This window comes from Hephaestia mangrovi (genome assembly GCF_019880555.1).
Lineage (GTDB): Bacteria > Pseudomonadota > Alphaproteobacteria > Sphingomonadales > Sphingomonadaceae > Sphingomonas > Sphingomonas mangrovi.
Genome location: NZ_JAINVU010000003.1, coordinates 90,832 through 115,487 on the forward strand (window position 1 = coordinate 90,832; position 24,656 = coordinate 115,487).

The 24,656-nt window shown below is 66.1% G+C and carries 24 protein-coding genes and 2 tRNA genes; 12 read left to right on the forward strand and 14 right to left on the reverse strand.

The window, feature by feature from the left end; all coding sequences use genetic code 11:
* Positions 1 to 155: 155 nt before the first annotated feature.
* Positions 156 to 1,058 carry an OmpA family protein gene (locus tag K7G81_RS07835; protein WP_223030229.1) on the reverse strand — a complete coding sequence of 301 codons (903 nt, stop codon included), beginning with the start codon at positions 1,056 to 1,058 and terminating at the stop codon, positions 156 to 158.
* Positions 1,059 to 1,563: 505 nt separating this feature from the next.
* Here K7G81_RS07835 and K7G81_RS07840 point away from each other — a divergent pair.
* Complete coding sequence (locus K7G81_RS07840) at positions 1,564 to 1,800, forward strand: hypothetical protein (protein ID WP_223030230.1); 237 nt, start codon at positions 1,564 to 1,566, stop codon at positions 1,798 to 1,800.
* 18 nt (positions 1,801 to 1,818) lie between these two features.
* Here the strand turns inward: K7G81_RS07840 and K7G81_RS07845 are convergent.
* Positions 1,819 to 1,908 (reverse strand) — tRNA-Ser (locus tag K7G81_RS07845).
* 162 nt (positions 1,909 to 2,070) lie between these two features.
* On the opposite strand from K7G81_RS07845, the gene K7G81_RS07850 reads away from it, so the two are divergent.
* Complete coding sequence (locus tag K7G81_RS07850) at positions 2,071 to 2,889, forward strand: DUF1134 domain-containing protein (RefSeq protein WP_223030231.1); 819 nt, start codon at positions 2,071 to 2,073, stop codon at positions 2,887 to 2,889.
* Positions 2,890 to 2,895: 6 nt separating this feature from the next.
* On the opposite strand, the gene K7G81_RS07855 is transcribed toward K7G81_RS07850, so the two are convergent.
* The 3 genes from K7G81_RS07855 to K7G81_RS07865 form a co-directional block, all read right to left on the reverse strand.
* A complete protein-coding gene (locus K7G81_RS07855; protein WP_223030232.1) occupies positions 2,896 to 4,455 on the reverse strand; it encodes a sensor histidine kinase in 1,560 nt (519 codons plus the stop codon).
* A complete protein-coding gene (locus tag K7G81_RS07860) occupies positions 4,452 to 5,150 on the reverse strand; it encodes a response regulator (RefSeq protein WP_223030233.1) in 699 nt (232 codons plus the stop codon). Before K7G81_RS07860 ends, K7G81_RS07855 begins: the two co-directional genes overlap by 4 nt.
* 95 nt (positions 5,151 to 5,245) lie before the next feature.
* Positions 5,246 to 5,968: a DUF4396 domain-containing protein gene (locus tag K7G81_RS07865; protein ID WP_255586781.1), complete on the reverse strand. Its 723-nt coding sequence runs from the start codon at positions 5,966 to 5,968 to the stop codon at positions 5,246 to 5,248.
* A 94-nt stretch (positions 5,969 to 6,062) separates the two neighbouring features.
* Here K7G81_RS07865 and K7G81_RS07870 point away from each other — a divergent pair, with 94 nt between their 5' ends.
* Positions 6,063 to 7,259 (forward strand): acetyl-CoA C-acyltransferase, encoded by a 1,197-nt coding sequence (locus K7G81_RS07870; protein WP_223030234.1) that lies wholly within the window; start codon positions 6,063 to 6,065, stop codon positions 7,257 to 7,259.
* Positions 7,260 to 7,346: 87 nt separating this feature from the next.
* Positions 7,347 to 8,126, forward strand: coding sequence for an SDR family NAD(P)-dependent oxidoreductase (locus tag K7G81_RS07875; RefSeq protein WP_223030235.1), 780 nt, complete (start codon positions 7,347 to 7,349; stop codon positions 8,124 to 8,126).
* 28 nt (positions 8,127 to 8,154) lie between these two features.
* Here K7G81_RS07875 and K7G81_RS07880 read toward each other — a convergent pair whose 3' ends face one another.
* The 6 genes from K7G81_RS07880 to K7G81_RS07905 form a co-directional block, all read right to left on the reverse strand.
* Entirely contained in the window at positions 8,155 to 8,685 is a 531-nt protein-coding gene (locus K7G81_RS07880) for an SRPBCC family protein (protein WP_223030236.1), read from the reverse strand.
* A complete protein-coding gene (locus K7G81_RS07885) occupies positions 8,678 to 9,124 on the reverse strand; it encodes an SRPBCC family protein (RefSeq protein ID WP_223030237.1) in 447 nt (148 codons plus the stop codon). The genes K7G81_RS07880 and K7G81_RS07885 overlap by 8 nt, the downstream gene beginning before the upstream one ends.
* Positions 9,121 to 9,513, reverse strand: coding sequence for a VOC family protein (locus K7G81_RS07890; protein ID WP_223030238.1), 393 nt, complete (start codon positions 9,511 to 9,513; stop codon positions 9,121 to 9,123). Before K7G81_RS07890 ends, K7G81_RS07885 begins: the two co-directional genes overlap by 4 nt.
* On the reverse strand, positions 9,510 to 9,842 hold the full coding sequence (locus K7G81_RS07895; RefSeq protein WP_223030239.1) for an ArsR/SmtB family transcription factor: 333 nt from the start codon (positions 9,840 to 9,842) through the stop codon (positions 9,510 to 9,512). The genes K7G81_RS07890 and K7G81_RS07895 overlap by 4 nt, the downstream gene beginning before the upstream one ends.
* 268 nt (positions 9,843 to 10,110) lie before the next feature.
* Positions 10,111 to 10,187 (reverse strand) — tRNA-Asp (locus tag K7G81_RS07900).
* A 55-nt stretch (positions 10,188 to 10,242) separates the two neighbouring features.
* Complete coding sequence (locus K7G81_RS07905) at positions 10,243 to 11,358, reverse strand: AI-2E family transporter (protein WP_223030676.1); 1,116 nt, start codon at positions 11,356 to 11,358, stop codon at positions 10,243 to 10,245.
* A gap of 227 nt (positions 11,359 to 11,585) precedes the next feature.
* Between K7G81_RS07905 and K7G81_RS07910 the strand changes: the two genes are divergently transcribed.
* The 5 genes from K7G81_RS07910 to K7G81_RS07930 all read left to right on the forward strand — a co-directional run bounded on the left by K7G81_RS07910 (position 11,586) and on the right by K7G81_RS07930 (position 17,231).
* Positions 11,586 to 13,052: an FGGY family carbohydrate kinase gene (locus K7G81_RS07910; RefSeq protein ID WP_223030240.1), complete on the forward strand. Its 1,467-nt coding sequence runs from the start codon at positions 11,586 to 11,588 to the stop codon at positions 13,050 to 13,052.
* A gap of 91 nt (positions 13,053 to 13,143) precedes the next feature.
* Entirely contained in the window at positions 13,144 to 14,115 is a 972-nt protein-coding gene (locus tag K7G81_RS07915; protein WP_223030241.1) for a CPBP family intramembrane glutamic endopeptidase, read from the forward strand.
* 69 nt (positions 14,116 to 14,184) lie between these two features.
* Positions 14,185 to 16,320 carry a peptidyl-dipeptidase Dcp gene (dcp, locus tag K7G81_RS07920; RefSeq protein WP_223030242.1) on the forward strand — a complete coding sequence of 712 codons (2,136 nt, stop codon included), beginning with the start codon at positions 14,185 to 14,187 and terminating at the stop codon, positions 16,318 to 16,320.
* Positions 16,321 to 16,419: 99 nt separating this feature from the next.
* Complete coding sequence (locus K7G81_RS07925) at positions 16,420 to 16,896, forward strand: glycine zipper 2TM domain-containing protein (protein WP_223030243.1); 477 nt, start codon at positions 16,420 to 16,422, stop codon at positions 16,894 to 16,896.
* A gap of 119 nt (positions 16,897 to 17,015) precedes the next feature.
* Complete coding sequence (locus K7G81_RS07930) at positions 17,016 to 17,231, forward strand: hypothetical protein (protein ID WP_255586786.1); 216 nt, start codon at positions 17,016 to 17,018, stop codon at positions 17,229 to 17,231.
* Positions 17,232 to 17,279: 48 nt separating this feature from the next.
* Here the strand turns inward: K7G81_RS07930 and K7G81_RS07935 are convergent, their stop codons facing one another.
* Positions 17,280 to 17,570, reverse strand: a complete 291-nt coding sequence (locus K7G81_RS07935) for a response regulator transcription factor (protein ID WP_223030245.1) — start codon at positions 17,568 to 17,570, stop codon at positions 17,280 to 17,282.
* Between the two features lie 264 nt (positions 17,571 to 17,834).
* On the opposite strand from K7G81_RS07935, the gene K7G81_RS07940 reads away from it, so the two are divergent.
* The 3 genes from K7G81_RS07940 to K7G81_RS07950 all read left to right on the forward strand — a co-directional run bounded on the left by K7G81_RS07940 (position 17,835) and on the right by K7G81_RS07950 (position 23,008).
* A complete protein-coding gene (locus K7G81_RS07940; protein WP_223030246.1) occupies positions 17,835 to 19,181 on the forward strand; it encodes a GntT/GntP/DsdX family permease in 1,347 nt (448 codons plus the stop codon).
* 24 nt (positions 19,182 to 19,205) lie between these two features.
* Positions 19,206 to 19,883, forward strand: a complete 678-nt coding sequence (locus tag K7G81_RS07945; protein ID WP_223030247.1) for a FadR/GntR family transcriptional regulator — start codon at positions 19,206 to 19,208, stop codon at positions 19,881 to 19,883.
* 86 nt (positions 19,884 to 19,969) lie between these two features.
* Complete coding sequence (locus tag K7G81_RS07950; protein WP_223030248.1) at positions 19,970 to 23,008, forward strand: glycosyl hydrolase family 28-related protein; 3,039 nt, start codon at positions 19,970 to 19,972, stop codon at positions 23,006 to 23,008.
* Positions 23,009 to 23,114: 106 nt separating this feature from the next.
* On the opposite strand, the gene K7G81_RS07955 is transcribed toward K7G81_RS07950, so the two are convergent.
* On the reverse strand, positions 23,115 to 24,014 hold the full coding sequence (locus tag K7G81_RS07955; protein ID WP_223030249.1) for an alpha/beta hydrolase: 900 nt from the start codon (positions 24,012 to 24,014) through the stop codon (positions 23,115 to 23,117).
* 20 nt (positions 24,015 to 24,034) lie between these two features.
* Positions 24,035 to 24,595, reverse strand: a complete 561-nt coding sequence (locus K7G81_RS07960) for a gluconokinase (protein WP_439649535.1) — start codon at positions 24,593 to 24,595, stop codon at positions 24,035 to 24,037.
* Between the last annotated feature and the right edge of the window lie 61 nt (positions 24,596 to 24,656).

Genomic DNA, 24,656 nt, shown 5'->3' on the forward strand with positions numbered 1-24,656 from the left:
GCGGACCTTTACGCCACAGAAGCCGAGCCGCTCCGCAACCGGCAACCGATCCAAAGCGCCTTTCGACTGCGATTGTGATTGCGCTATCGTCATCGCGACCGAATGAGCTTGTTCTGGCCGAATAGCGGGGTGGGCCTTGGCCCACCCCTCGCGCCTCACATCCCGTCCAGGCCCTTGCTGACCAAAACGTTCACTGCAACGCGGCGATTCTCCGCCTTGCCTTCGGCCGTGGCATTGCTCGCCAGCGGATCGGCTTCGGCCATGCCGGTGGGGGTAAGCATTCGATATGGCTTCCAACCGCATGTCTGCTGAAGATAGTTGACCACGCGGCCGGCACGCTTCTCGCTGAGTTGTTGGTTTAATTCGGCGCTTCCCGTGGAATCGGTATAACCGACGACCAGCAACAGGGCGTTATCCATACCGTTGGCCGCGGTCGCCGTAGCGCAGAGGTCGTTTTTCGCTTGGGCGGACAATACCGCCTTGCCCGTATCGAAATTCACGTTCGTCGTGCTTTTGACGTCATACTGATCGATATCGCCCACCCGACCGCGCAGTGCTTCGGTCGCAGCGGCGTTCTTATCGATCGCCGCGCCCTGCTCGGCAAAGCGCTGATCGGTGCCGTTGTGGATCATCGCCGCGGTTTTGAGATCCTTGTTCTTGAGGTGAACTTCGGTCGCAATCAGACCATCGCCCCATTTTAACGTCTTAACCGAAACCGGCAGGCCATCGAGCAGCGCTTCTGCGGAATGCTTATCGTGATCCAGCCCGAGGAAGCCCCCGGACGAACTGACCTTGGTGGCATCGGCGATATTAATGACCGTGTTGCTGCCGTCAGCGCCCGTGACTTGCATCGTATGCCCGTTTCGGGCGGAGATGATCCCTTCGACGTCGGGCCCCTCAGGCAGGCCGGACAGATCGGCCGGGGGCGATCCATATACGGTCGTCGTAGTGTCGGCACCTACCTCGTCTTGCTGCTGCGCGGACCAACCGGCTGTCGCCGGAACACCAACCAAAGAAAACAGAAGGATAAATCTAGAACCCTTGGAAACAGCACCCATTTCGTTACTCCTTTTACTCCAGCGGCCGGGCCTGCGCGATCACCGTTTCTCGATCAGCCAATATCGCCATCTTGGCGCACTCGACTGTCGTAGCCACCATGTCTTGCCCGGCAAAAATATGCGGTCTCTAATTGCGCATCTCAGATACGGATTTGCGGGCGTGTCCGGACCAACCTTGCGCCCAGATGAATGCGCCTGGGAGAAAGGCCGATCGCGCGGATAATTCGGGCGGTGCGTGCGGTGAACCGATACGGAGCGCCCTACCGTGCGGGTTTGCGGACACGAGAACTCAGGGCCCGCCGCTGATCCGATCCATGCATGGTTACCGTCGGCCGGCGATCGAACATCCCAGGCGCCTTCAGCGGCCACGCTTGCGACAGCTTCTTTCTGACCGGCGTCCGTCGCGGCGATTGGCATGCCGGGCAATGGAGCGCAAAATGGTGCCTGTGAAACCTTTCGAACGCTCGACGGCACTAAGTCATCGTCAATGGCAGGAACGCGACCAGTGAACGAAGCGATGGCGACAAGGCAACGCCATGACCCAGGCCAGCGCGGCGACGACGACGAGCGCCTGATCGCGGCTGTCCGGCGGAAGGATATCGACGCGTTCGAGGAACTCTACCGCACCTATTACACGCGGCTGACGCGATTCCTGCTCCGGCTCGTCAATCGGCCGAAGATTGGCCCATCAATTCGAATCCTGCTCGGGGAATTCGAAATAACGCTTCAACCAATTGATTAGGAACACTTATTTAGGGACTGGCGGAGACGGAGGGATTCGAACCCTCGATACGGTTTCCCGTATGACGCTTTAGCAAAGCGTTGGTTTCAGCCACTCACCCACGTCTCCGGTTAAGCGCCGAGCGGCGGCTATAGCGATGCGCGGCAGCGCGATCAATGGGCGCGATCACCTTCATCGGGCGCGAAATCGACTCGGGTCGTCGCCGCATTCATTGCACGGTCAGCCGCACCATGGTTAACCTAGCGACATCGTAGGTTTGGGGGTCGTCGCATGCGCCGTTTGTCGAAATTTTCCTTGATCGCGCTGGCGAGTCTTGCCGTCTCGACGGCGCCTGCCAGCGCGCAGGTGAAGACGATCGACCCCAATGCCGCGATCGATGGCGACATCACGCCGGCGCCCGCCGCCCCCCAGGCGAATACCGCGGATCAGGGCCAGCCGGTCGACCCGGGCAGCCAGGATTACAGCACGCCATCCGCCGACAACGGCTATCCGGTGCCGGCCCAAGCGCCGCAGCAGCCCGCGCCCGCCGATACGCAGGGCAACCAATATGCGGCGCCAGCTGCTCCCGGCGGGCAGGCGCAGCGCAATGCCGTTACCCAATCCGCCGACACCTATAATCGCGACGACCTGATGAGCGCGGCCGAGGGCGTGTTCGGCAAGGGCGCGGAAGGGCTCGCCGGCATCATCGAGAAGATCCTCAAGGATCAGGGCCAGCCCAATGCCTATATCGCCGGCCGTGAGGCCTCGGGCGCGTTCGTCGTCGGGCTGCGCTACGGCTCGGGCGTGCTCTATTCGAAGATCGAGGGCCAGCAGCCGGTCTATTGGACCGGCCCCTCGGTCGGCTTCGACGTCGGCGGCGACGCCAACAAGGTGTTCGTGCTGGTCTACAATCTTTACGACAGCGAGGAACTCTACAAGCGCTTCCCGGCGGGCGAGGGCCGCGTCTATTTCGTCGGTGGCTTCTCGGCATCCTATCTGCGCAGCGGCAATGTCGTGTTGATCCCCGTGCGGCTGGGCGTCGGTTGGCGTGCCGGCGTCAATGTCGGCTACATGAAATTCTCGCACCACGAGAAATGGCTGCCGTTCTGATCCATTTCAGGTGGTTGCGGGCAGCGTGATCGTGAATATTGCGCCGGCCGCCGCGTCCTGGGCGACGATCGTCCCGCCCGCAGCTGCGATCAGTGAGCGCACGATCGCCAGCCCCATCCCGGCGCCGCCGGCCTCGCGCCGACCGGTGAAGAAGGGCTCGAACACGCGCTCGCGATCGGTCGGTGCGATGCCGGAGCCGTTGTCGGCAATGGTCAGCAAGACGTTGCCGCTCTCCCGCGTGGCGGAGAAGCGCAAGGCCGAAGCATCCGCCTGAACGCTATTTTCGGCGAGTGTCTCCAGCACCGTCGCCAGGATTTCGGGCGCGATCCGTGCGGTCACCCCAGCCGGCACTGCCACCTCCGGCGCGAAATGATCGCCGCGGAAAGCGTCGGCGACGACGTTGCAGACCGCCGCGACGTCGGCAGCGGCATATCGATCGGCAACCGCCATGTCCGCGCGGGCAAGATCGAGCAACCGCTGCACCAGGCGTGACAGGCGCTGGGCATCCGCGGTGGCATTGGCGAGAAAACGGCGGCGTTCCGGGTCGCTCATCGCCGCACCATGCTCGTCAAGCAGTTCGAGCGCGCCGGTGATCCCCGCGAGCGGCGTCTTGAATTCGTGGCTGACGGCGGCGGCAACGTCACGCAGATAATTCGACCGCCGCTCGATCCGCTCGGCCATGGCGCGGAAATTGTCATAGAGACGCGCGATCTCGATCGCGGCGGTCGGCGGTGTTTCGGGCATTGCGACGGCACCGAGCGCGACGCCTTCGCTGGCGCGCGCCAACGCGTCGATCGGCCGCGCGATCCCGCGCGACAGCAACCCGGCGAGCACCAGCAACACCGCGAAGATCACCGCGATGCCAAGCAGGATCTTGCCGCGATCCTGCCAGACCCCGAGGAACAGGCCGCGCGGCGTGCGCGACAGCATCACGACACCGATCACCCGGCCGTCGAGCAGCACCGGGCGGGCGTGATGGACACGCACGCCCCACGCACGGCTCAGCAACGTCAGCCAGGGATGCGGCGCCTCTCCGGCGCGACGGCGCAGAACGGTGGCGCTGCGGCCGGCAAGCGCGGTCTTCACTTCGGGCAGGGTGGCATAGCTCATGCCGGTATCGGCGTGGCCGATCAGCACCGTGCCGCGCGCGTCGAGCAGGCGGGTGGCAGCCAGCGTGATCGAGGCCGCGTCGTTGGCCACCGGCAACAGTGCACGGGCAACCGCCGCGGCGCGCGGGATCGGCGGCGGCCCCGTTGTGGCGGCCGGCTGCGGCGGCAGGATCGGCATGGCGCGAAGGTCGATCGTCGGCGGTTCGGGCGCGATCTTGCGCGGATCGGTATCGGGGCGGCCGGCGAGCCAGTCGACCCGATAGGCCGCGGCCAGCACCGCCGATTGCGCGATCAGCTCGGCCTCGGTCTGCTGGACGATGGTGTTTTCATAAACGCGCAGCGAGAGCGCGGCGACGCCCGGCAAGGCGGCGACGAACAGCAATGTTCCGAACAGGATCGTCCGCAGGCTGAGCGCCGGCCAATGCGCCTTGGCAATCGCCTTCGCCCAAGCGATCAAGCGCAGCCACCGATCCGATAGCCGATCCCGGCGCGCGTCTCGATCAGATCGGCGCAGCCGGCGGCGGCGAACTTGGCGCGCAGGTTGCGGACGTGGCTGTCGATCGTGCGATCGGTGATCGCGAAGCCCGGACCATAGAGCCGGTCGATCACGGCATCGCGCGAAAAGACCCGCGAGGGGTTCCGGGCGAGAATCTGGAGCAACTGGAATTCGGTCGCGGTGAGCGCAATCACCGTGCCGTTCCAGCGGGCTTCCCAGCCATCGGCATCGAGCGTCAGCTTGCCGTGCGCAATCGCGCCCGCCTGCTCGGCCGCGGGCGCCCTGCCCCGCTTGAGGATCGCGCCGACGCGGGCGACAACTTCGCGCGGGGAAAAGGGCTTCACGACATAATCGTCGCCGCCGATCTCGATCCCGACGATACGATCGATCTCGTCGTCGCGCGAGGAGAGGAACAGGATCGGCAAGCCCGCCGCTGCACCGCCCGAGCCGCGCAACTGGCGGCACAGGTCGAGGCCATTGAGCCGCGGCATGTTGATATCGAGCACCATCAGGTCCGGCACATGATGCTCGATCGCCGCCAGCGCCGCCTCGCCGTCGGCGGCTTCCGTAACCGTCATACCGGCCTTGTCGAGCGCGAAGGCAAGCAGTTCGCGGATATGCGGATCGTCATCGACGACAAGGATATGGTGGCTCATTGCGGCGCATGGTGCGGCAGTCGTCGGCATAGTCAACCGGCGATAGCGGCGGGGGATCGCGGGCTGATCCGCGCGATATGGAGAAACCGTGCAGTCTACATGCGTTCCTTGACGCCGGCGCGGATCAGCAGCCAGTTGACCGGATAGGCGGTTGCGAAACCGGCCAGCATCGCGAGCTGCATCGCGAACCAGAATTCGGGCGTCGCGACTTCGGCCGTCCCGCCATAGGCCGGGCGGAACCAGGCAAACTGTATCAACGCCATCGCGCCGTACATCCCGACCTGCCACGCCGAGATCGAGGCGATATCCGCCTTGAGCGCCTGGACGATACCCTGCCCCACCGACAAATCGCGCATCGGCTTTATCGTGAAATATTGGAACAACACGCCAAGCCCAAAGGCGACGAGAAAATCGGGAATCCACACGGCAAAGATCTTTTCCTCGGTCCAGCTGTGCCAGCCGAACCACATTGCCACCGCGGGCACGGCGAAACACAGCCACTCGGCAATGATGTCGCCGAGCGTGCACCCCGCGCCGCAATGGCTCGCCCCCTTGGCGACCATGATCGCGAACGGCGTATCCTCCTGGCTCGCCGCGCCCGTCCTCCCCCAACGGCGATAAAGCCAATACCACAAGGCGCTGCCGAACAGCGCGGTGAGCGGCCAGACCAGATTCATGATCCACATCTTCTGCGGCCGGCGCAGCTCGTCGAGCGAGATGAGAAGGGCAAAGATACCGGCGACGGCCAGCGAGGCGGCCGCCAGCAGATGCAGCCAGGCCGGGAAATGCACCGTGGTTTCCATGCGATGCCAAGGCATGAACCGGCGATCGGGTTCCCGGACTTGCAACAATCGTGCGATCCGCTACGCCGGACAAACATACCCGATACCCGAAATATGGAGAGGATTCGTCATGCGCGAAGCAGCCATCGTCGCCACGGCCCGTACCGCGATCGGCAAGGCCTATCGCGGTGCGTTCAACGCGACCGAGGCGCCGGTGCTCGCGGCGCATGTGATGAACGCGGCCGTCGCGCGCGCCGGGATCGATCCTGCCCGGATCGACGACGTGTTCTGGGGCGTCGGCAACCAATGGGGGACGCAAGGCGGCAATGCCGGGCGGATGGCGCTGTTCGCCGCCGGGCTGCCCAAATCGGTGCCGGCCTTTACGCTCGACCGCAAGTGCGGATCGGGATTGACCGCGGTGGCGCTGGCCGCGCGGACCATCATCGCCGACGAGGCAGACGTCGCGCTGGCGGGCGGCATGGAGTCGATCAGCTTCACCGTGACCAAGGACGCGCCGCGCTACATCAATGAAAGCGTCACCGCGAAGGTGCCGGCGGCCTATATCCCGATGATCGAAACCGCCGAGATCGTCGCCGCGCGCTACGGCATCAGCCGCGAGGCGCAGGATGCCTATGGCGCGCAAAGCCAGCAGCGCGCCGAGGCGGGGCTTGCCAGCGGCGCCTTTGCCGAGGAGATCGTGCCGATCACCGTCGAGAAAGCGCTGTTCGACAAGCAGGGCAACCGCACGGGCAGCGAGACCGTGACGATCGGCCAGGACGAAGGCATTCGGCCGGGGACGACAGCCGAGGCGCTCGCCGGCCTCAAGACGGTATGGCCGGGCGGGCAGTTCACCGGGCCGGGCAGCAACATCACCGCGGGCAACGCCAGCCAGCTTTCCGATGGCGCCTCGGCGCAGATCGTGATGGACCGCCAGACCGCCGAGGCCGAGGGCAAGGAAATCCTGGGCATCTATCGCGGCTTCCAGGTCGCGGGATGCGAGCCCGACGAGATGGGGATCGGGCCGGTGTTCGCGGTGCCCAAGTTGCTGGCGCGCGCCGGGCTGTCGGTCGCCGATATCGGACTGTGGGAATTGAACGAGGCGTTCGCCAGCCAATGCCTCTATTGCCGCGACACACTGGACATCGATCCGGAGAAATACAACGTCAACGGCGGTGCGATCGCGGTCGGCCATCCGTTCGGGATGACCGGCAGCCGGCTGGTCGGCCACGCGCTGATCGAGGGGCGCAAGCGCGGCGCGCGCTGGGTGGTCGTTTCGATGTGCACCGCCGGCGGGATGGGTGCGGCGGGACTGTTCGAGATCGTCTGAAGGCGCGTCCCACAGCGGGATTCGACCGTCTCGCCGTCGCCGGCGTGCTGAGATAGAATGCACCGGCATCATTGAGACGGACGGACGATGGCGACTGCATTGATAACCGGGGCATCGGCGGGGCTCGGCACGCATTTCGCGTTGGCGCTGGCGCGGGAGAAGCACGACCTGATCCTCGTCGCGCGGCGCGAGGATCGCTTGCAGCAACTGGCGCAACTGGTGCGCGAGAAACATGGCGTCGACGCGCATGTGTTCGCCGCCGACCTTGCCAAGAAAAGTGCGGTCGGCAAGCTCGTCGAGGCGGTGTCGCGACAGGGGCTCGCGGTCGATCTGCTGGTCAACAACGCCGGCTTCGGCGCCCGCGGCGCCTTCGCCGAAATGGACCGGACGATGCAGGCACGGATGATCGACCTCAATTGCCGGGCGCTGATGGAATTGTGCCACGGCTTCCTGCCCGACATGCTGGCGAGCCGATCCGGCGCAATCCTCAACGTCGCCTCGACGGCGGCATTCCAGCCGGGGCCGTGGATGGCGGTTTATTATGCGACCAAGGCGTTCGTCCTCTCCTTTTCCGAAGCGCTGCACGAGGAAGTGAAAGACAGAGGCGTGCATGTTTCCGCGCTGTGCCCGGGGCCGACGCGGACCGAGTTCGCCGAGATCGCCGACATGGGCGACAGCGAATTGTTCAAGCGCTTCGCGAGCGCGCCCGAGCAGGTCGTCGCCGACGGGCTCAAGGCGCTGAAGGCGAACCGCGCTGTGGCGGTATCGGGGGCGATGAACAAGACGATGGCGGCCTCGATCCGGTTCACCCCGCGGGGACTCGCACGGCGAATCGCGGGGTCGCTGCAGAAGGCGCGACAGGGATAGGCCCCCGCCCCATCCGCAGACCCGTTCGTCATCCGGCCTCGACCGCCGCTTTGGCCTGAGCCTCCTTTTCAGCGTGAATCGCCCAGAAATCGGGCACCGGGCGGCCGGCGACGCGGGCTTCGAGCGCGGCGAGATGGGCCATCCAGCCGCCGCCGAAATTGCGCGCGTCATCGGGGCCGCGCAGGCCGGTGTGATGGAGGACGAGGCGAGTGCGGTTCTCCCCGGCGGGTTCGAGCGTGATCGTCACCTCGCCGGCCTCGCCGCCGACCCAGGCAAAGGCGATCAGATGCGGCGGCTCGGCGCGCGTGACCTTTTCGCTCCATCTTTTTCCGACATTGGCGCGGAAGCGATCGGGCATCGGCACATCGCCATCGGACAAGCGATCATGATCGAAAGTGAAGGTGATGCTGCCGCCGGGGCGCGGGTCGGTGGGGCCGCCCATGAACCAGCGCGCGCGCAGCTCATCGTCGGCGATATAGCGCCAGACGGTCTCGACCGGCGCATCGAGCAGGCGCTCGAAGCGCAGTTCGTGGGCAGTGATGACGTCGGTATCAGCCATGATCGCTCTCCAATATCGTGGCGAGGCTGGCGAGGATCATCGTCCAGCCCTCGCGGGTCTTGTCCTTGAAATCGGGCCAGACGCCCTCGTGGGTCAGCGTCAGGCGTGCACCCTGCCCTTCGGCTTCGATCGCGACCGTCACGCGGGTCCATTCGTCGGCGACCGGTCCGCCGGCGATGCACGCCTTGAACAGGAAAACGAGGCGGTGCGGACGATCGATCACCTCGTAGCGGAGGCGATGAAGCGCCTCCTTGTCGCCGCGCCGCTCGACGATCAGCGCGTCGCCACCGACACGAGGATCGATGTCGACTTTGGTCATCTCGCCATCCGGCGTGGCGAACAAGAAGCGACGGGCCTGCGCGGGATCGAGCCAGGCATCGAACACGCGCTCGGGCGTGGCGGCGAAAGCTCGGGTGAGCGTGACGACGAGGCCGGTCATGCCAGTCTCACTTGCCACGACACGCCGAAGCGATCGTTGAGCCAGGCATAGCGGCTGCAAAACCCGTAATCGCCGGGAGGCATCAGCATCCCGCCACCTTCGCCGAGCACTTCGACCAATCGCTCGAACTCGGCGAGATCGGCACAATCGAGCATCAGCGAAAACGACGGCGTGAAATCGAAGGCATGGACCGCAGGGCTGTCGATCGCAAACACGCGCAAGCCCGCGAGGGTCGCTTCGGCGAAGCGAACGCTGCCCTCGCGGCCGGCCTCGCCCGGGCCGTAGCGATCGATCGCGTCGATCCGACCGCCGGGCACGGAGGCGGCATAGAAAGTCAGCGCTTCCTCGGCGCGGCCGGTGAACATCAGGAATGGGGTTGCCTTGCTCATTCCGCGCGCTCCTGTTCCTCGGCGATCAGCGCTTCGAGGCGATCGAGGCTGGCGCTCCAGAATTGGTGCCATTGCCGGAGCCATGCCTCGGCTTCTGCCAGCGGCTCGGCCTTCAGGCGGCAGAGCTGCTGGCGGCCGGCCTTGCGGCGCTCGATCAGCCCGGCGCGTTCGAGCACCGATACGTGCTTGGCGGCGCCGGCGAAGCTCATCGCCAGGGGCTCGGCGAGCTGGCCGATGCTGCATTCGCCCCTGGTGAGCGCGGCCAGCATGCCGCGCCGCGTGGGATCGGCGAGCGCGGCGAATGTCGAGTCGAGTCGTTGTTCAACCATACGGTTGAATTTGGCGCGGCGGAGATTTTTAGTCAACCGATTAGTTGAATATTTTTCCGCGACTTTTCTGTCTGTTGACGATTCGAACTGGAGAAAGTGGAGCAGCTCGCGCGATATCGCGCGGTGCGGCGCGGGCTCGACGGCATTGGCGTCGAAGGGCGAGTCGAAGCGATCATCTGCCATCCACGAGGTTAAGGCAGATTTCGGCCGTGTAGGAAAATGGTTTTGGAAAACGCGCCGGACCGGATCGGCGCCACCTTATCAAGGGTGGCGCGAGTGACGGGGCTCGAACCCGCGACCTCCGGCGTGACAGGCCGGCGCTCTAACCAACTGAGCTACACCCGCTTGGACCAAGCGTGAGGCGGCGCACCTAAGCGAGCCGCGCGAGGCTGTCAACCGATCATCGCAACGCTTCGTCGGCATCGTCCGAGGTGCGCCGATAATCGCGGATCAAGGTGCCGTGTTCGAAGAGAAAACCGAAAATGTCGGGCTTGCCGGCCGCGCCGATGATGGTCTGGATGATGATCAGCAACGGCACCGCGAGCAGCGCCCCCGGCGTGCCCCACACCCAGCCCCAGAAGCTCAGCGAGATGAGAATCAGCAGCGGATTGATCGTCAGGCGGTGGCCGACGATCATCGGCGTCACCGCATTGGCTTCGAGCAGATGACAGCAGATCATGATCGCCGGCGGGATCATCGCCGTCCAGAAATCGGTGAACACCATCAGCCCGCCGAGCGCCATCAGCAAGGCGGCGATGATCGGGCCAAGATAGGGGATGTAGTTGAGCAACGCGACGATGCCGCCCCACATCAGCGGATAGGGCATGCCGACCAGCCACAGGCCGAACGCGACGATCAGCCCGAGCGCGAAATTGATCAGCGTGATCGTGCCGAGATAGGCCGAGGTATCGTCGACCACTGCCTGGATGACGCGCGCCGTGGCCATCGCACCGCCGAAGCTCGACCGGCTGGTGATCGTGCGGCGTCGGAGCCGCGTCCAGCCCGACAGGAAGAAGAACACGACGAGGATCGCGAAGAACACCTGGATGATGACGGTGGGCGCCGAGGTGGCGGTGAGCTCGAGCAGCGAATTGGGTGGCGCGGCGGCGATCGTGCTCGCCGGGTGCTGGCTCGAATTGATGAGGTGTTCGAGCGTGCGGTTCACGTAGCGCTGCAATGTCGAATAGAGTTCGAGCAGCGGCGCGATGTTGGTCTGGATGCGATCGATCCGCTCGGGCAGCAGGCGGAAGAATTGCGTCGCCGGCACCACGATCGCGGCAAGCGCGACATTGGCGGCGAGGAGAAACAGCACGACGCAGACCAGGGCTGCGAGCGGCGACGGGAAATGATGCCGTTCGAGCCATTCGAGCACCGGCACCAGCGCGACGGCGATTACCAGCGCCGCGGTGACCGGCAGGAAGAAGGTGGCGCCGAATTGCAGCGCGAACGGCGCCGCCATCGCGACGCCGATGCCGATCATCAGCGTGAGCCCGGCGAGCAGCCGGTCGCGGCGCATCTCGACACGCTCGGCGGCGTCGACATTGTCGAGCGCGGGCGGCGCCAGGCCGAACGCGCCGGGGCGCGGCGACGGCGGCGCCGGGCTCGCGGTCGGATCGTCCTGAATGGTCGCCACTGTCGTTCTCGCTACCGATACGCTTGTTTACAGGCTTAACCGGATTCGGCCCGATTGTAATCATTGCACGAACGATTGGGCGCGACGACAAAATCGATTAGCCTCGCGCGATGAGCGACTTCCTGCTGGTGATCGACGAGGGCACAACTTCGACGCGGGCGATGCTGTTCGATGCCCATGGCACCTGCCACGGCAGCGAGGCGCGCGCGCTGACGCAGCATTATCCCCGCCCCGGCTGGGTGGAGCATGATGCCGCCGAAATCTGGCGCGAGACGCTGGCCTGCGCCGGGGCGATGGTGGTGAAGGCGGGCGGGCCGACGCGGATCGCGGCGCTGGGCATCACCAACCAGCGCGAAACTCTGGTGTTCTGGGACAGAAAGACCGGCCAGCCGCTGGCACCGGCGATCGTCTGGCAGGACCGGCGCACCGCCGCGATGTGCCGCGCGATGCGCGACAAGGGGCTGGAGCCGATGGTGCAGCATCGCACCGGGCTGCTGCTCGATCCCTATTTCTCAGCGAGCAAGATCGCCTGGGCGATGGAGCATTGGGAGGCGGTGCGCGACGCCGGCGACCGGCTGGCGATCGGCACGATCGATTCGTGGCTGATCTGGAAGCTGACCGGGGGGCTGCACGTCACCGACGCGACCAACGCCAGCCGCACCGCGCTGATGGCGCTGGGCAGCGGGGCATGGGACGACGGGCTGGTCGAGCTGTTCAAGGTGCCGCACACCGCCCTGCCCGCGATCATCGATTGCGCGGGGCCGATCGGCACGACCAGCGCGTTCGGCGGCAGCATCGCGATCGCCGGCGTCGCGGGGGACCAGCAAGCGGCGAGCATCGGGCAGGCCTGCCTCAAGCGCGGAGAGACCAAGGCGACGTTCGGCACCGGCGCGTTCGTGCTGACCCATGCCGGGGCGACGCCGCCGACATCGGACCACCGGCTGCTGGCGACGGTGGCCTGGCAGCTCGGCGGCAAGCGCGCCTATGCACTCGAAGGCTCGGTGTTCGTTGCCGGCAGCCTGATCCAGTGGCTGCGCGACACGATCGGGCTGATCGAAACCGCCGCGGAGACCGAGACGCTGGCGCGTAGCGTGGCCGATAATGGCGGCGTTTATCTGGTGCCGGCGCTGGCCGGGCTCGGCGCGCCGTGGTGGGAGCCCGAGGCGCGCGGCAGCATCACCGGCCTCTCCTTTTCGAGCGGGCGGGCACATATCGTCCGCGCCGCGCTGGAGGCGATGGCGCTGCAGGCGCACGACCTGAAGACCGCGTTCGCGGCCGACGGCGCCGATTGGGGCGTGCTGAGGATCGACGGCGGGATGGTCGCCAACGACTGGATGGCGCAGGACATGGCCGACGTGCTGGCGCTGACGGTCGAGCGGCCGGCGTTTGCCGAGACGACCGCGCTGGGCGCGGCGATGCTGGCCGGCGTGGGGTGCGGGCTGTTCGCCGATCTCGACGCGGCGAGCGCGATGCGCGGGGCAGTCGAGACGTTCGAGCCGGCGCTGGACGAGGCGGCGCGCGCGGCGCGGCTCGGCGGCTGGGCCAAGGCGGTGGCGAGCGTGGTCGGCAAGCCTTAGCCGCCGCACGGAACGGCTTTGACGCCCCGCGCCGAACCGCTTATTTGCCGGTGAAACAAGGCGCTCCGTCGCCGAGAAAAGGGCCTCCCAAATGAACGACACGGTTCCCGCGACGCGCTCGCGCTTCGTTTGGATCTTCATCGGTGACGACGGCCTGCGCGCCGGGTGGAGCCTGGTACTGTTCTTCGCGCTCGTGCTGCTGGCGGCGATCGCGATGGTGGTCGGCCTGCGCACGCTGGCGCCTGCGGCGTTGCAGCTCGGCGCCGGAATGACGCCGCAAGGCACGATCCTGCAGGAGGTGCTGTCGCTGCTGGCGGTGGGCATTCCCGCCCTCATCATGTCGTTGATCGAGCGGCGGCGGCTGGTTCGCTACAATCTCGGCGGCGGCAACCGGCTGGCGGCGTTCGGCAAGGGGTTGGCCTCGGGCTTCGTGATGCTGTCGATCCTGATCGGGCTATTGGCGGCGACCGGATCGATCACTTTCGGCGGGCTGGCGCTCGGCGGCAGCGCGATCCTGAGCTACGGGATCGCGTGGCTGGCGGCGTTCGTCCTCGTCGGCCTGTTCGAGGAATTCGCGTTTCGCGGCTATCTGCACTTCACGCTGGCGCGCGGCGTGGCGGGGATCGCGCGGTGGCTGGGGCATGACACGCCCAAGGCGCCGGCGATCGGCTTCTGGGTGGCGGCGATCGTGTTTTCGGTGATCCTGTTCGCCTATGTGCATACCGGCAATGGCGGCGAGACGCCGCTCGGCATCTTCCAGGTCAGCCTGGCCGGCTTCGTGTTCGTCTTTTCGCTGTGGTGGACGGGATCCTTGTGGTGGGCGTTCGGCTTTCACGCGGCGTGGGACTGGGCGCAGAGCTATTTCTATGGCGTCGCGGATTCGGGCCTGGTCTCGACCGGGCACCTGCTGGTCACCGCGCCAGCGGGCCACGCGCTGATGTCGGGCGGGACGACCGGGCCGGAGGGCAGCGTGCTGTGCATTCCGGTGCTGCTGGCGAGTATGGCGCTGGTGTGGAAGACGATGCCGCGCGGGATTCCGCCGGTGCTCGACGGCGAGGCTTGATCGAAACCAGCTCGCCTGCGACGATGCGGGAATCCGATTGAGGTTTCTCGCGAAAAGGTCGCTTCTTCCATGATCATCAAATCCCTGCTGCTCGGTGCCACCGCCCTCGCCTGCTGTGCCGCCGCAGCCCCCCAGACCGGCACGCCGACGCGGGCCAATCCGTTCGCCAAGCCCAGCACGCTGCCGTTCCAGGCGCCGCGTTTCGACCAGATCAAGGACAGCGACTATCAGCCCGCGCTCGAACGCGGGATGGCGATCCAGCTCGACGAGATGAAGAAGATCGCGTCCAATCCGGCGGCGCCGACATTCGACAACACGATCGCCGCGATGGAAAAATCGGGGCGAATGCTCGATCGCGTCGAGCAGGTGTTCTTCGCGGTGGTGCAGGCCAACACCAACCCGACGCTCGACGCGGTGCAGACCGCCGAGGCGCCCAAGCTGTCGCAGCATGACGACGCGATCTACCTCGACCCCAAGCTGTTCGCGCGAGTGAAGGCGCTCTACGAGAAGCGCGACACGCTGAAGCTGACGCCCGAGCAGGCCCAGGTGCTGACGATCTATTACCAGAAGTTCGTCCATGCCGGCGCCAACCTGTCCGATGCCGACAAGGCGAAGCTCAGGACGCTCAACACCGATATCTCGACGCTGGAGACCTCGTTCCAGCAGAAATTGCTGAAGGCCGCCAAGGATGGCGCGCTGGTGGTTGACGACAAGGCCAAGCTCGCCGGGCTGTCCGACGGCGAGATCGCCGCGGCCGCGGATGCGGCGAAAGGGCGCGGGATGCCGGGCAAGTGGGTGCTGCCGCTGCAGAACACCACGCAGCAGCCCGCGCTCGCCTCGCTGACCGACCGGGCGACCCGCGAGGCGCTGTTCAACAACAGCTGGACGCGTGCCGAGAAGGGCGATGCCGACGATACCCGCGCGATCGTCGAGACGCTGGCGCAGCTGCGCGCGCAGAAGGCCGATCTGCTCGGCTATCCCAATTTCGCCGCCTACAAGCTCTACGACCAGATGGCCAAGACGCCCGACACGGCGATCAAGTTCATGCAGGCGCTGGTGCCGGCGACCGCGGCCGAAGAGAAGCGCGAGGCGGGCGACATCCAGCAGCTGATCGACAGCCAGGGCGGCGGCTTCCAGCTCAAGCCGTGGGACTGGGACTTCTATTCGGACCAGGTGCGCAAGGCCAGATACGACCTCGACGATAACGAGGTGAAGCCGTATTTCGAGATCCACCATGTGCTGGAGGACGGCGTGTTCTACGCCGCGCACCAGCTGTACGGCGTCACCTTCAAGAAGCGCACCGACCTGCCGGTCTATCAGCCCGACGTGATGGTCTACACCGTCTATGACAAGGACGGCTCCGAACTGGGGCTGATGTATTTCGATTACTGGAAGCGCGACAACAAGTCGGGCGGCGCGTGGATGAGCAATTTCGTCGGCCAGTCGAAGCTGCTCGGCACCAAGCCCGTGATCTACAATGTCGCCAATTTCACCAAGCCGGCGCCGGGCCAGCCCGCGCTGATCAGCTTCGACGACGTGACGACGATGTTCCACGAATTCGGCCATGCGCTGCACGGCCTGTTTGCCAACCAGACCTACCCCTCGGTCTCCGGCACCAACACCGCGCGCGACTGGGTGGAATTCCCCTCGCAGTTCAACGAGCATTGGGCGCTCGACCCGCAGGTGCTCGCGCATTACGCGAAGAACTACAAGACCGGCGCGCCGATCCCCCAGGCGCTGGTCGACAAGATCAAGAAGGCGGCCAAGTTCAATTCGGGCTACAATCTCGGCGAGCTGCTCGCGGCGGCGATGCTCGACATGGACTGGCACACGCTGCCGGCGAGCGCCGGCAAGCAGAATTGCGACAATTTCGAAAACCAGGCGCTCGCCAAGATGAGGCTGGACATCGCGCACGTGCCGCCGCGTTATCGCACCAGCTATTTCCTGCACATTTGGGCGAACGGCTATGCCGCCGGCTATTACGCCTATCTGTGGACCCAGATGCTCGACGACGACGCCTTCGCCTGGTTCGAACAACATGGCGGGCTGACCCGCGAGAACGGCCAGCGCTTCCGCGACATGATCCTGTCGAAAGGCCATACCGAGGATTACGGCACGATGTTCCGCGCCTTCTACGGCAAGGACCCGGACGTCGGGCCGATGGTGGAGGATTACGGGCTTACTTCGGCACAAGCGCCTGAATAAGGCGGCATTTCAAGATGAACGCGGCGTAGTTTCGAGTTCATGCAACGGCACGTACAATCCGCTCGTTGATGGTTCATGAATTCGAAGGAGGTTCGACCAATGCGAAACCTAATCCTTGCCGCCGCCGCCGCGTCGCTGGCCATGCCGGTGACGCCGGCGCTTGCCCAAAGCTGGCACGGCCACCACGACCGCGGCCGCCACGACCGTGGCCACGGCCATGATCGCGGCCACCACTATCGTCACGGCCCGCCGCGCGGCGACTGGCACCGGTACGACTGGAACCGTCACCCGCCCGGCTATCGGCATTATTATGCCGACCGCTATTATGTGACCGGGCGGCATTACCGGCCGGTCCGCGTAACGCGCTACACCCGCATCTATCGCGGATCGAACGGGCGCTATTATTGCCGCCGGTCGGATGGCACGACCGGGCTTATCGTCGGCGCCGCGCTCGGCGGCATCCTCGGCAACTCGCTCGGTTACGGCGATTCGCGGCTGGCCGCGACGCTGCTCGGCGGGGCTGCGGGTGGCCTGCTCGGCCGCGAGATCGACCGCGGCAGGCTGACCTGCCGTTGATAGGGATTGTCGGCCCGGCGCTGCCGGGCCGGCGGCGCATCCCTAGAAAAAGACTCCTTTAACCATGGCGGCGAAGGGCATGCTAACCCTTCGCCGCCATTATTTTGCCCGCGATGGGCATGAGCAAGATCTTCCGCAGCCGCTGGTCGGCGCTGATCTGGGCCGGCGGCGTTATCTGGACGGCGTACGATGTCGCCGAAGCGACCGCACCGCCCGCGCCCCCGGCCGCAAAAGCCGATGCGCATCAGCCCGAGGCGCGCCCGACCGACGCCACCGGCACCGCGGTCAGCGATCAGGACATGAAGGTGCTGGCGAAATTCGTCGGCGGCGGCTGAAGGCGGCCGGGCGGCACCGCCTTTCCATAGTGGTGTTTGCCCGACAATCTATTGAAGCGACTCAAGACGGACAATGCGCGGCTGGCGGAGTTCTGCGTCGGCACCATAGCCAAGCGCCTGGGCGACAACGGCAACTTGCGTGCGATTGCGCACGTTGAGCTTACGCATGAGCGCCGTCATATGCGCTTTGACGGTGGCCTCGGCGATGCCGAGATCGTGCGCGATCTGCTTGTTGAGGCGACCCGACCGAACGCCCTGCAAAACCTTGAGCTGGGTCGGCGTCAGCCTGGTCGCGCCAGTTGCTTCGATAGCGTCGAATTGCCTCGCGGGTGCGCCCATCGTTCTCCTCCCTATCGGGGCGGGACGTTAGCCGCGTCCCTACCCCTACGCCTCCAACCGACCGGCGATTTTGCCAAATCAGTTAGACAGGTTTTGTATATATCGGTTGATCTGTCCGTCAACTCCCCAATTTCCTATCGCCTTTTTTCCATACCTGTCCTACAGAAATGGAAATCGCGGCCGTCGTGAAGAACGGACAAGCATGGGAGGGGTGTCGATGATATTGGCAACGATCAACGCGCAGGCAATGCGGGGAGCACGGCGATGACTGGCGCCGACCTGCAACTGATCGCCGCGGCGATATTCGGCATCGGCCTGTCGATCGTGCTGATCGTCAAGGCGCGGCTGCATCCCTTCATCGCATTGCTGTGCGGCGCCTTCGCCGTCGGCTTGTGCGCCGGGGTTTCGCCCGGTGCGACGGCCGCGGCGGTGGAAAAGGGGGCGGGCGATATCCTCGGCGGCACCGGGCTGATCGTCGCGCTGGGCCTGTCGCTGGGCGCGATGCTGCAACTGTCCGGAGCGGCGGAAAACCTCGCCCGCACGGGGCTGCGCATGGCCGGCGCCAAGGGAGCGCCCTGGGCCAGCCTGGTGGTGGCGCTGGTGATCGGGCTGCCACTGTTTTTCGAAACCGGCCTGGTGCTGCTGCTGCCGATCGTCGCCGCCGCGGCGGCGAGCATGGCGGGCGAGCGCGACGGCGATTATGCGCGGCTGCGGCTGATGCTGCCGGCGCTTGCCGGCCTGTCGGTGATCCACGCGCTGGTGCCGCCGCATCCCGGCCCGCTGATCGCGGTCCATGCGCTTCACGCCGACCTTGGCAGGACGATCGTCTATGGCGTGATCGTCGCCATTCCCACCGCGATCCTCGCCGGGCCGGTGCTCTCCCGCTTTACCGCGCGCGGCGTGACGCTCGAGCCGCCGATGGCCGACACGCGCGAGATCGTTGCCACCGCACCGGCCAACGCGATCGCACTGACGATCGTATTGATGCCGGTGGTATTGATCGCTGCCGGCCAGATACAGGCGGTGATGCCGCCGGACGTGGCGGCGCGCCTCGCCTGGCTGGGCACCCTGTCCAATCCCGTGCTGGCGTTGCTCGTCACCAACCTCGCCGCGCTGGCGCTGCTGTTCGGCCGGCGGCTGACCGAAGCAGCCGTGCAGGACGCGATCTGGGACGATACGCTGCGGCCTGCCGGTGCAATCCTGCTGGCAATCGGCGCCGGCGGCGCGTTGAAGCAGGTGCTCGTCACCGCCGGCCTTTCGGACCTGCTGGGGCGCCTCGCCGCGCAAGGCGACCTGTCCCCGATCCTGCTTGCCTGGCTGGTCGCGGTAGCGATCCGGCTGGCGACCGGTTCGGCAACCGTTGCGACGATCACCACCGCGGGCATCATGACCGGGGTGCTCACCGCGACAGGGGCCTCGCCCGAATGGATGGTGCTGGCGATCGGCTGCGGCTCGGTGTTCTTCAGCCACGTCAATGATCCCGGCTTCTGGCTGGTCAAAAGCTATGTCGGCACGTCGACCGCCGGCACCTTCCGGACCTGGTCTGTGCTGGAGACCGTGGTTTCCGTGGTCGGGCTGATTTGTGTATTGATCGGCAGCGGGCTGTTCTGACCGCACGGGGCGAGGGGAAGACCGATGAACGAGGGACGCCTGGCCGATCGCGCTTATTCGAACATCGTCGAACTGATCAATGCGCACCGGCTCGTTGCCGGGGACCGGTTGCCGGCCGAAGGCAAGCTGGCGGCCGATTTCGGCATGTCGCGCACCGTGGTTCGCGAGGCTTTGGTGCGGCTTGCCGCCGACGGCATTACCGAGGCGCGGCGTGGCGCCGGATCGTTCGTCAAACGCCGCCCGTCGGAACGGCTCGGCGCGCATTTGCCGATGGACGAACTGTCGACCACAATGGGCAGCTACGAAGTGCGCTTCGTGGTCGAGGCGGAAGCGGCGCGGCTGGCGGCGATGCGCCGATCGAGCCACCAGCTGGACATGATCGAGCAGGCGATGGCCGACCTGCGCAAGGCGCTGCTCGAGACGGGGCCGGCGCACCGCGAGGACATGGCGTTGCATCGCGCCATAGCGCTCGCCACCGCCAACCCGGCATTCGTTTCGACCTTCGACTGCATGTTCGCCGATATCGACCGCATCATGCGCGCTGGCGTGGATATCTCGCGATCGCGCCCGCCCGAGGCGATCGCGGCAATGCTCGCCGAACATGAAATGATCGTCGAGGCGATCCACGCGCAGGATCCCGACGGCGCCGCGTTGGCGATGCGCTGGCACCTGTCGCAGGGCCGCAAGCGGCTGATGCCCTAGCACCTACGACCTTGGTCGCGGGTGGTCCGCCGGCGGGCCGCATCTATAGTCGCGCGAGATCACGAAAGACCGAGATGGGGAGCGATATGAAAGTGCGGCATCCGATCAGGCGCGGGGCTCGCGGCGTGGCGCTCGGCGCGGCATTGCTCCTGTCGACCACGGCGCTCGCCGCGCCGTCGCATTCGGTATTCGCCACCGCACCGCAAGACGCCCGCGCCATCACCGTTCGCGCGGCCGGGGACGGGATCACCGACGACACCGCCGCGCTGCAAGCGGCGATCGACAGTGCCTATGGCCAGGGCGGCGGCGGGATCGTCTTCCTGCCCGCCGGCCGCTACCGCCTGACGCACACGCTCTACATGCGCCCCGGGGTGCGGTTGTTCGGCATCGGCAAGACCCGCCCCGTATTCGTACTCGCGGACAACACGCCCGGCTTCCAGAAGGGCGTCGCGACGATGGTGATCTTCGCCGGCAACGGGCCCGACAGCAGCGCCCATGTCCCCTTTCCGCCGCCCGACAGCGTGCCCGCCAACGCGGCCATCGCCGACGCCAATCCCGGCACCTTCTATTCGGCGATGAGCAACGTCGATTTCGCGATCGGCAAGGGCAATCCGGCTGCGATCGGCGTGCGCTTCCACGCCGCGCAGCATGCCTATCTCAGCCATATCGACTTCGATCTCGGCTCGGGGCTGGCCGGCATCTACCAGGTCGGCAACATCATGAAGGATCTGCACTTCCACGGCGGCCGCTACGGCATCCTGACCGAAAAGCCCTCGCCTGCCTGGCAGTTCACGCTGATCGATTCGAGCTTCGACGGCCAGCGCGACGCCGCGATCCGCGAGCATGAGGCGGGGCTGACACTGGTCAACGTCACCATGCGCGACACGCCCGTCGGGATCGACATCGACAAGGGCTATGGCGACTGGCTGTTCGGCAAGAACGTGCGGTTCGAGAATATCGCGCGGGCCGGCGTCGTCATCAGCAATGAGGGCACCGCCTATACGCAGGTCAATTTCGAGAACGCGCTGGCCAGCAACACGCCGACCTTCGCGCGCTTCCGCGACAGCGGGCGAACGGTGCCGGGCAAGGGAAACACCTATCGGGTCAGCGATTTCGGCTATGGCATGACGGTGCCCGGCCTCGGCCGAACCGGCCATTACGAGACGGTGATGAAGGCCGAGGCGATCGGCGCGATGCCCGCCGCCGCGCCGCCGGCGATCCGGCCGCTGCCGCCGGTTTCCGAATGGGTCAACGTCCGCGACCTCGGCATTGTCGGCGACGACAAGACCGACGACACCGCCGCGATCCAGCACGCGATCGACACCCACCGCGTGCTCTATTTCCCGGCCGGTTTCTACCATGTCAGCGACACGCTGAAGCTCCGGCCCGACACTGTGCTGATCGGCCTCCACCCCAGCCTGACGCAGATCGTTCTGCCCGACGGCACGCCCGGTTATCAGGGCGTCGGCGCGCCCAAGGCGCTGGTCGAGGCGCCCAGGGGCGGCGACAACATCGTCTCGGGGCTGGGGCTCTACACCAGCGGGATCAACGACCGCGCCACGGCGTTGCTGTGGAAGGCGGGCGCAAATTCACTGGTCGACGACGTCAAGATCCAGGGCGGCCATGGCACCTATCTCTACGACGGCACGCGCTTCGATCCCTATAACGCCACCCACACCGGCGACGCCGATCCGCGCAAGCGCTGGGGCGCGCAATATGCCAGCATCTGGGTGACGGATGGCGGCGGCGGCACGTTCGCGGGCATCTGGAGCCCCGACACCTACGCCAAATCGGGCTTCCGCGTGTCGTACACCGATACGCCGGGGCATATCTACGAATTGTCCAACGAGCATCACGTCCGCACCGAGATCGAGCTCGATCACGTCGCCAATTGGGAGCTTCTCGCCCCCCAGACGGAGGAGGAGGGTGGCGAAGGGCGCAACACGGTGTCGCTGTCGATCCGCAACTCGCACGACATCCTCGTCGCCAATTACCACGGCTATCGCGTGACGCGCACGGTTAAGCCGGTGCGCGCGGCCGTCGAGCTGGAGAATGTCGCCGACATCCGGTTCCGCAACGTCCACGTCAATTCGGAGAGCGGGATCGGCCTGTGCGACGACAATGGCTGCACGACCTTCCTGCGGCTGAGCAAATTCCCCTATTCGAACGCGATCCACGACATCACCCACGGCCTGGAGGTGCGTGAGCGCGAATTTGCGCGGCTCGACGTTCCCGCCGATCCGGCAACGCCGCCGGCATCCGGCCCGCAGCCGACCAAGCTGGCCGGCGACTTCTGGTCAGCGTCCGGCGCAACGGTGGGGCCGGACGGCACGCTCTATTTCGTCGACAATCACTTCCAGCGGATCTGGAGCTGGTCGACCGACAAGGGCCTCAAGCTGGTGCGCGACGACACGCTCGATCCCGTCAATCTGGCGATGGACAAGGCGGGCGACCTGCTGGTGCTGTCATCGGCCGGCAAGAACGGCACCGTCTACAGCTTCAGGCCGGACGCGCCTGCGACCGACCTGAGCGTGATCGAGCCGCAACCGGCGGCCGGCCATCCCGGCGCCGATACGCTGCTGCCGGGCAATTGGTGGGTGAACGGCGAGTTCAAGGACCAGCTCGACCCCGATAGCTATCAATTCACCACGCTGGGCGAGATGTTCCGCGATTACGCCGCCGCGCCCAAGGCCGAAGAATATCTATCGCCCGACGGCAGCCTGGTTCTGCCCGCGTTCCGCACCATCAGCCTGGGGCCGCCCAACCACCTCGGCCTGCGCTTTTCCGACACGCTCGACGCTTACAGCATCGTGCCGGCCATGCCGGGCAGCCGCGTTTATCTGAGCAACGATTCGCAGGACGTGACCTACACCGGGCTGGTCGGCGCGAATGGCGCCGTCACCGACCCGAAGCGGTTTGCCGACCGGGGCGGCGAGAGCGTCGTCGCCGGTCCGGACGGCCGCGTCTATGTCGCCAACGGACAAGTGTTCGTCTATCACCCGGATGGCACCGCGGCCGGCGAGATCGACGTGCCCGAACGCCCGCTGCAGCTCATCTTCGGCGGCAAGGACAAGAACACCCTGTTCATCCTGACCCACCATTCGCTTTATGCGGTGCAGCCATAGCCTCACCCGTCGTTGCCGAGGACCACGGACTTGATCGGGGGGACGAAGCGACCCAGCGTTACGAGCGTACTCTGGATTGCTTCGCTCCGCTCGCAATGACGGGGAGTCAGGGAACCGGCGCCGCCGCGTCGGCATCGCCGGGCGTCAGCAGGCCCTCGTCGCTCAGCCAATCAGCCAGGCGATCGGGCCAATGCGCGATCGACAACCGTTCGGAATGCGCCGCGATGTTGAAGCCGTGGCCGATATCCGCCCACAAATGCAACTCGGCCGAGACATGCGCGTCGCGGAGCTGCTTGTAGAGAGTCATCGCCGGCATGGCACAACAGGGATCGAGCGTGCCGGCCGTGATGAAAGCGGGCGGCGCCCCGGCGGCGGCCTTAGCCGGGATGCCGAGCGGGCCGGGATAGACCAGCACCTGGAAATCGGGCCGGCCACTCACGCTGTCGACGGCATCGCTATCGGCACGCCGCGGCGGCGCGGGATTATCGGCGACCAGCGTCACCAACTCGCCGCCGGCGGAAAAGCCCATCATGCCGATGCGGTGCGGATCGACATGGTAACGCGCGGCATGAGCGCGAACCCAGCGCACCGCGCGGCGCGCGTCGGCAGCGGCGTCGCCTTCTATCGTGTAGGTCGAGCCCGGCTCCCGCGCGAGGCGATATTTGAGCACGAAGGCGGTGATGCCATAACGATTGAGCGCCTTGGCCGGGCCGACGCCTTCGTTCTGCCAGACGAGGAACTGGTGCCCGCCGCCGGGAATGACGATCATGCCGATATGGTTGGCGTGGCGCGGATCGGCGGGAAACACCGTCAGTGACGGGTTCTGGACGTTGTGGACGTAGCTGTTGACGATCCGTTCGGGCTCGCTCTTGCGCGCCTCGGCGCCGGACGCTCCCTCGGGCCAGATGTGGATCACCTCGCGCACCGGCTCGGGTGGCGGCGTCTGCGCCGAAGCGGGGACGGCCGAAACGATGGCGAGCACGGCCAGCAGCGAACAGCGGTTCATGCGAAATCTCCTCCGCGAGGTCAGGAGACGCCGTTCCCACCAGCGTTCACCCGATCGATAAAGGCGTAGATATCGTCGCATAGCGCGCGGATCGGGCGTTCGGCATCAAGCGCCAGCGCGCATTCGTCGCTGCCGGGACGTTCGAGCGTCTGGAGCTGGCTGTCGAGCAGGCTCCGCGGCATGTAATGACCCGGCCGATTGGCCATGCGATGTTCGAGCTCGGCCGCGCTCGCCTCGAGCAGCACGAACAATGCCGGCGCATCGATCGCGGCGGCGAGCCGGTCGCGATAGCTGTGCTTGAGCGCCGAGCAAGCGACGATCACCCGCCCCCGACCCGCCGCCGCCCTGCCCGCCGCGGCACCCAGCGCATCGAGCCAGGGCCAGCGATCATCGTCATCGAGCGGTTCGCCGGCGCGCATCTTGGCGATGTTGGCATCGGGATGAAAGCTGTCCCCTTCCAGAAAGGGGCAATGCAGCTCGGCGGCGAGCATCCCGCCCAGCGTCGATTTGCCGCTGCCGCTGACCCCCATGACGACGATGGCTTTGGGCCAATCCCGGGTCGCGTCATCGGCATCCTGCACTGATCTTTACCTTCCTGTCGTTCGTCCCGGATGCCGGAAACCAGGCGCGGTGGCGCCGATC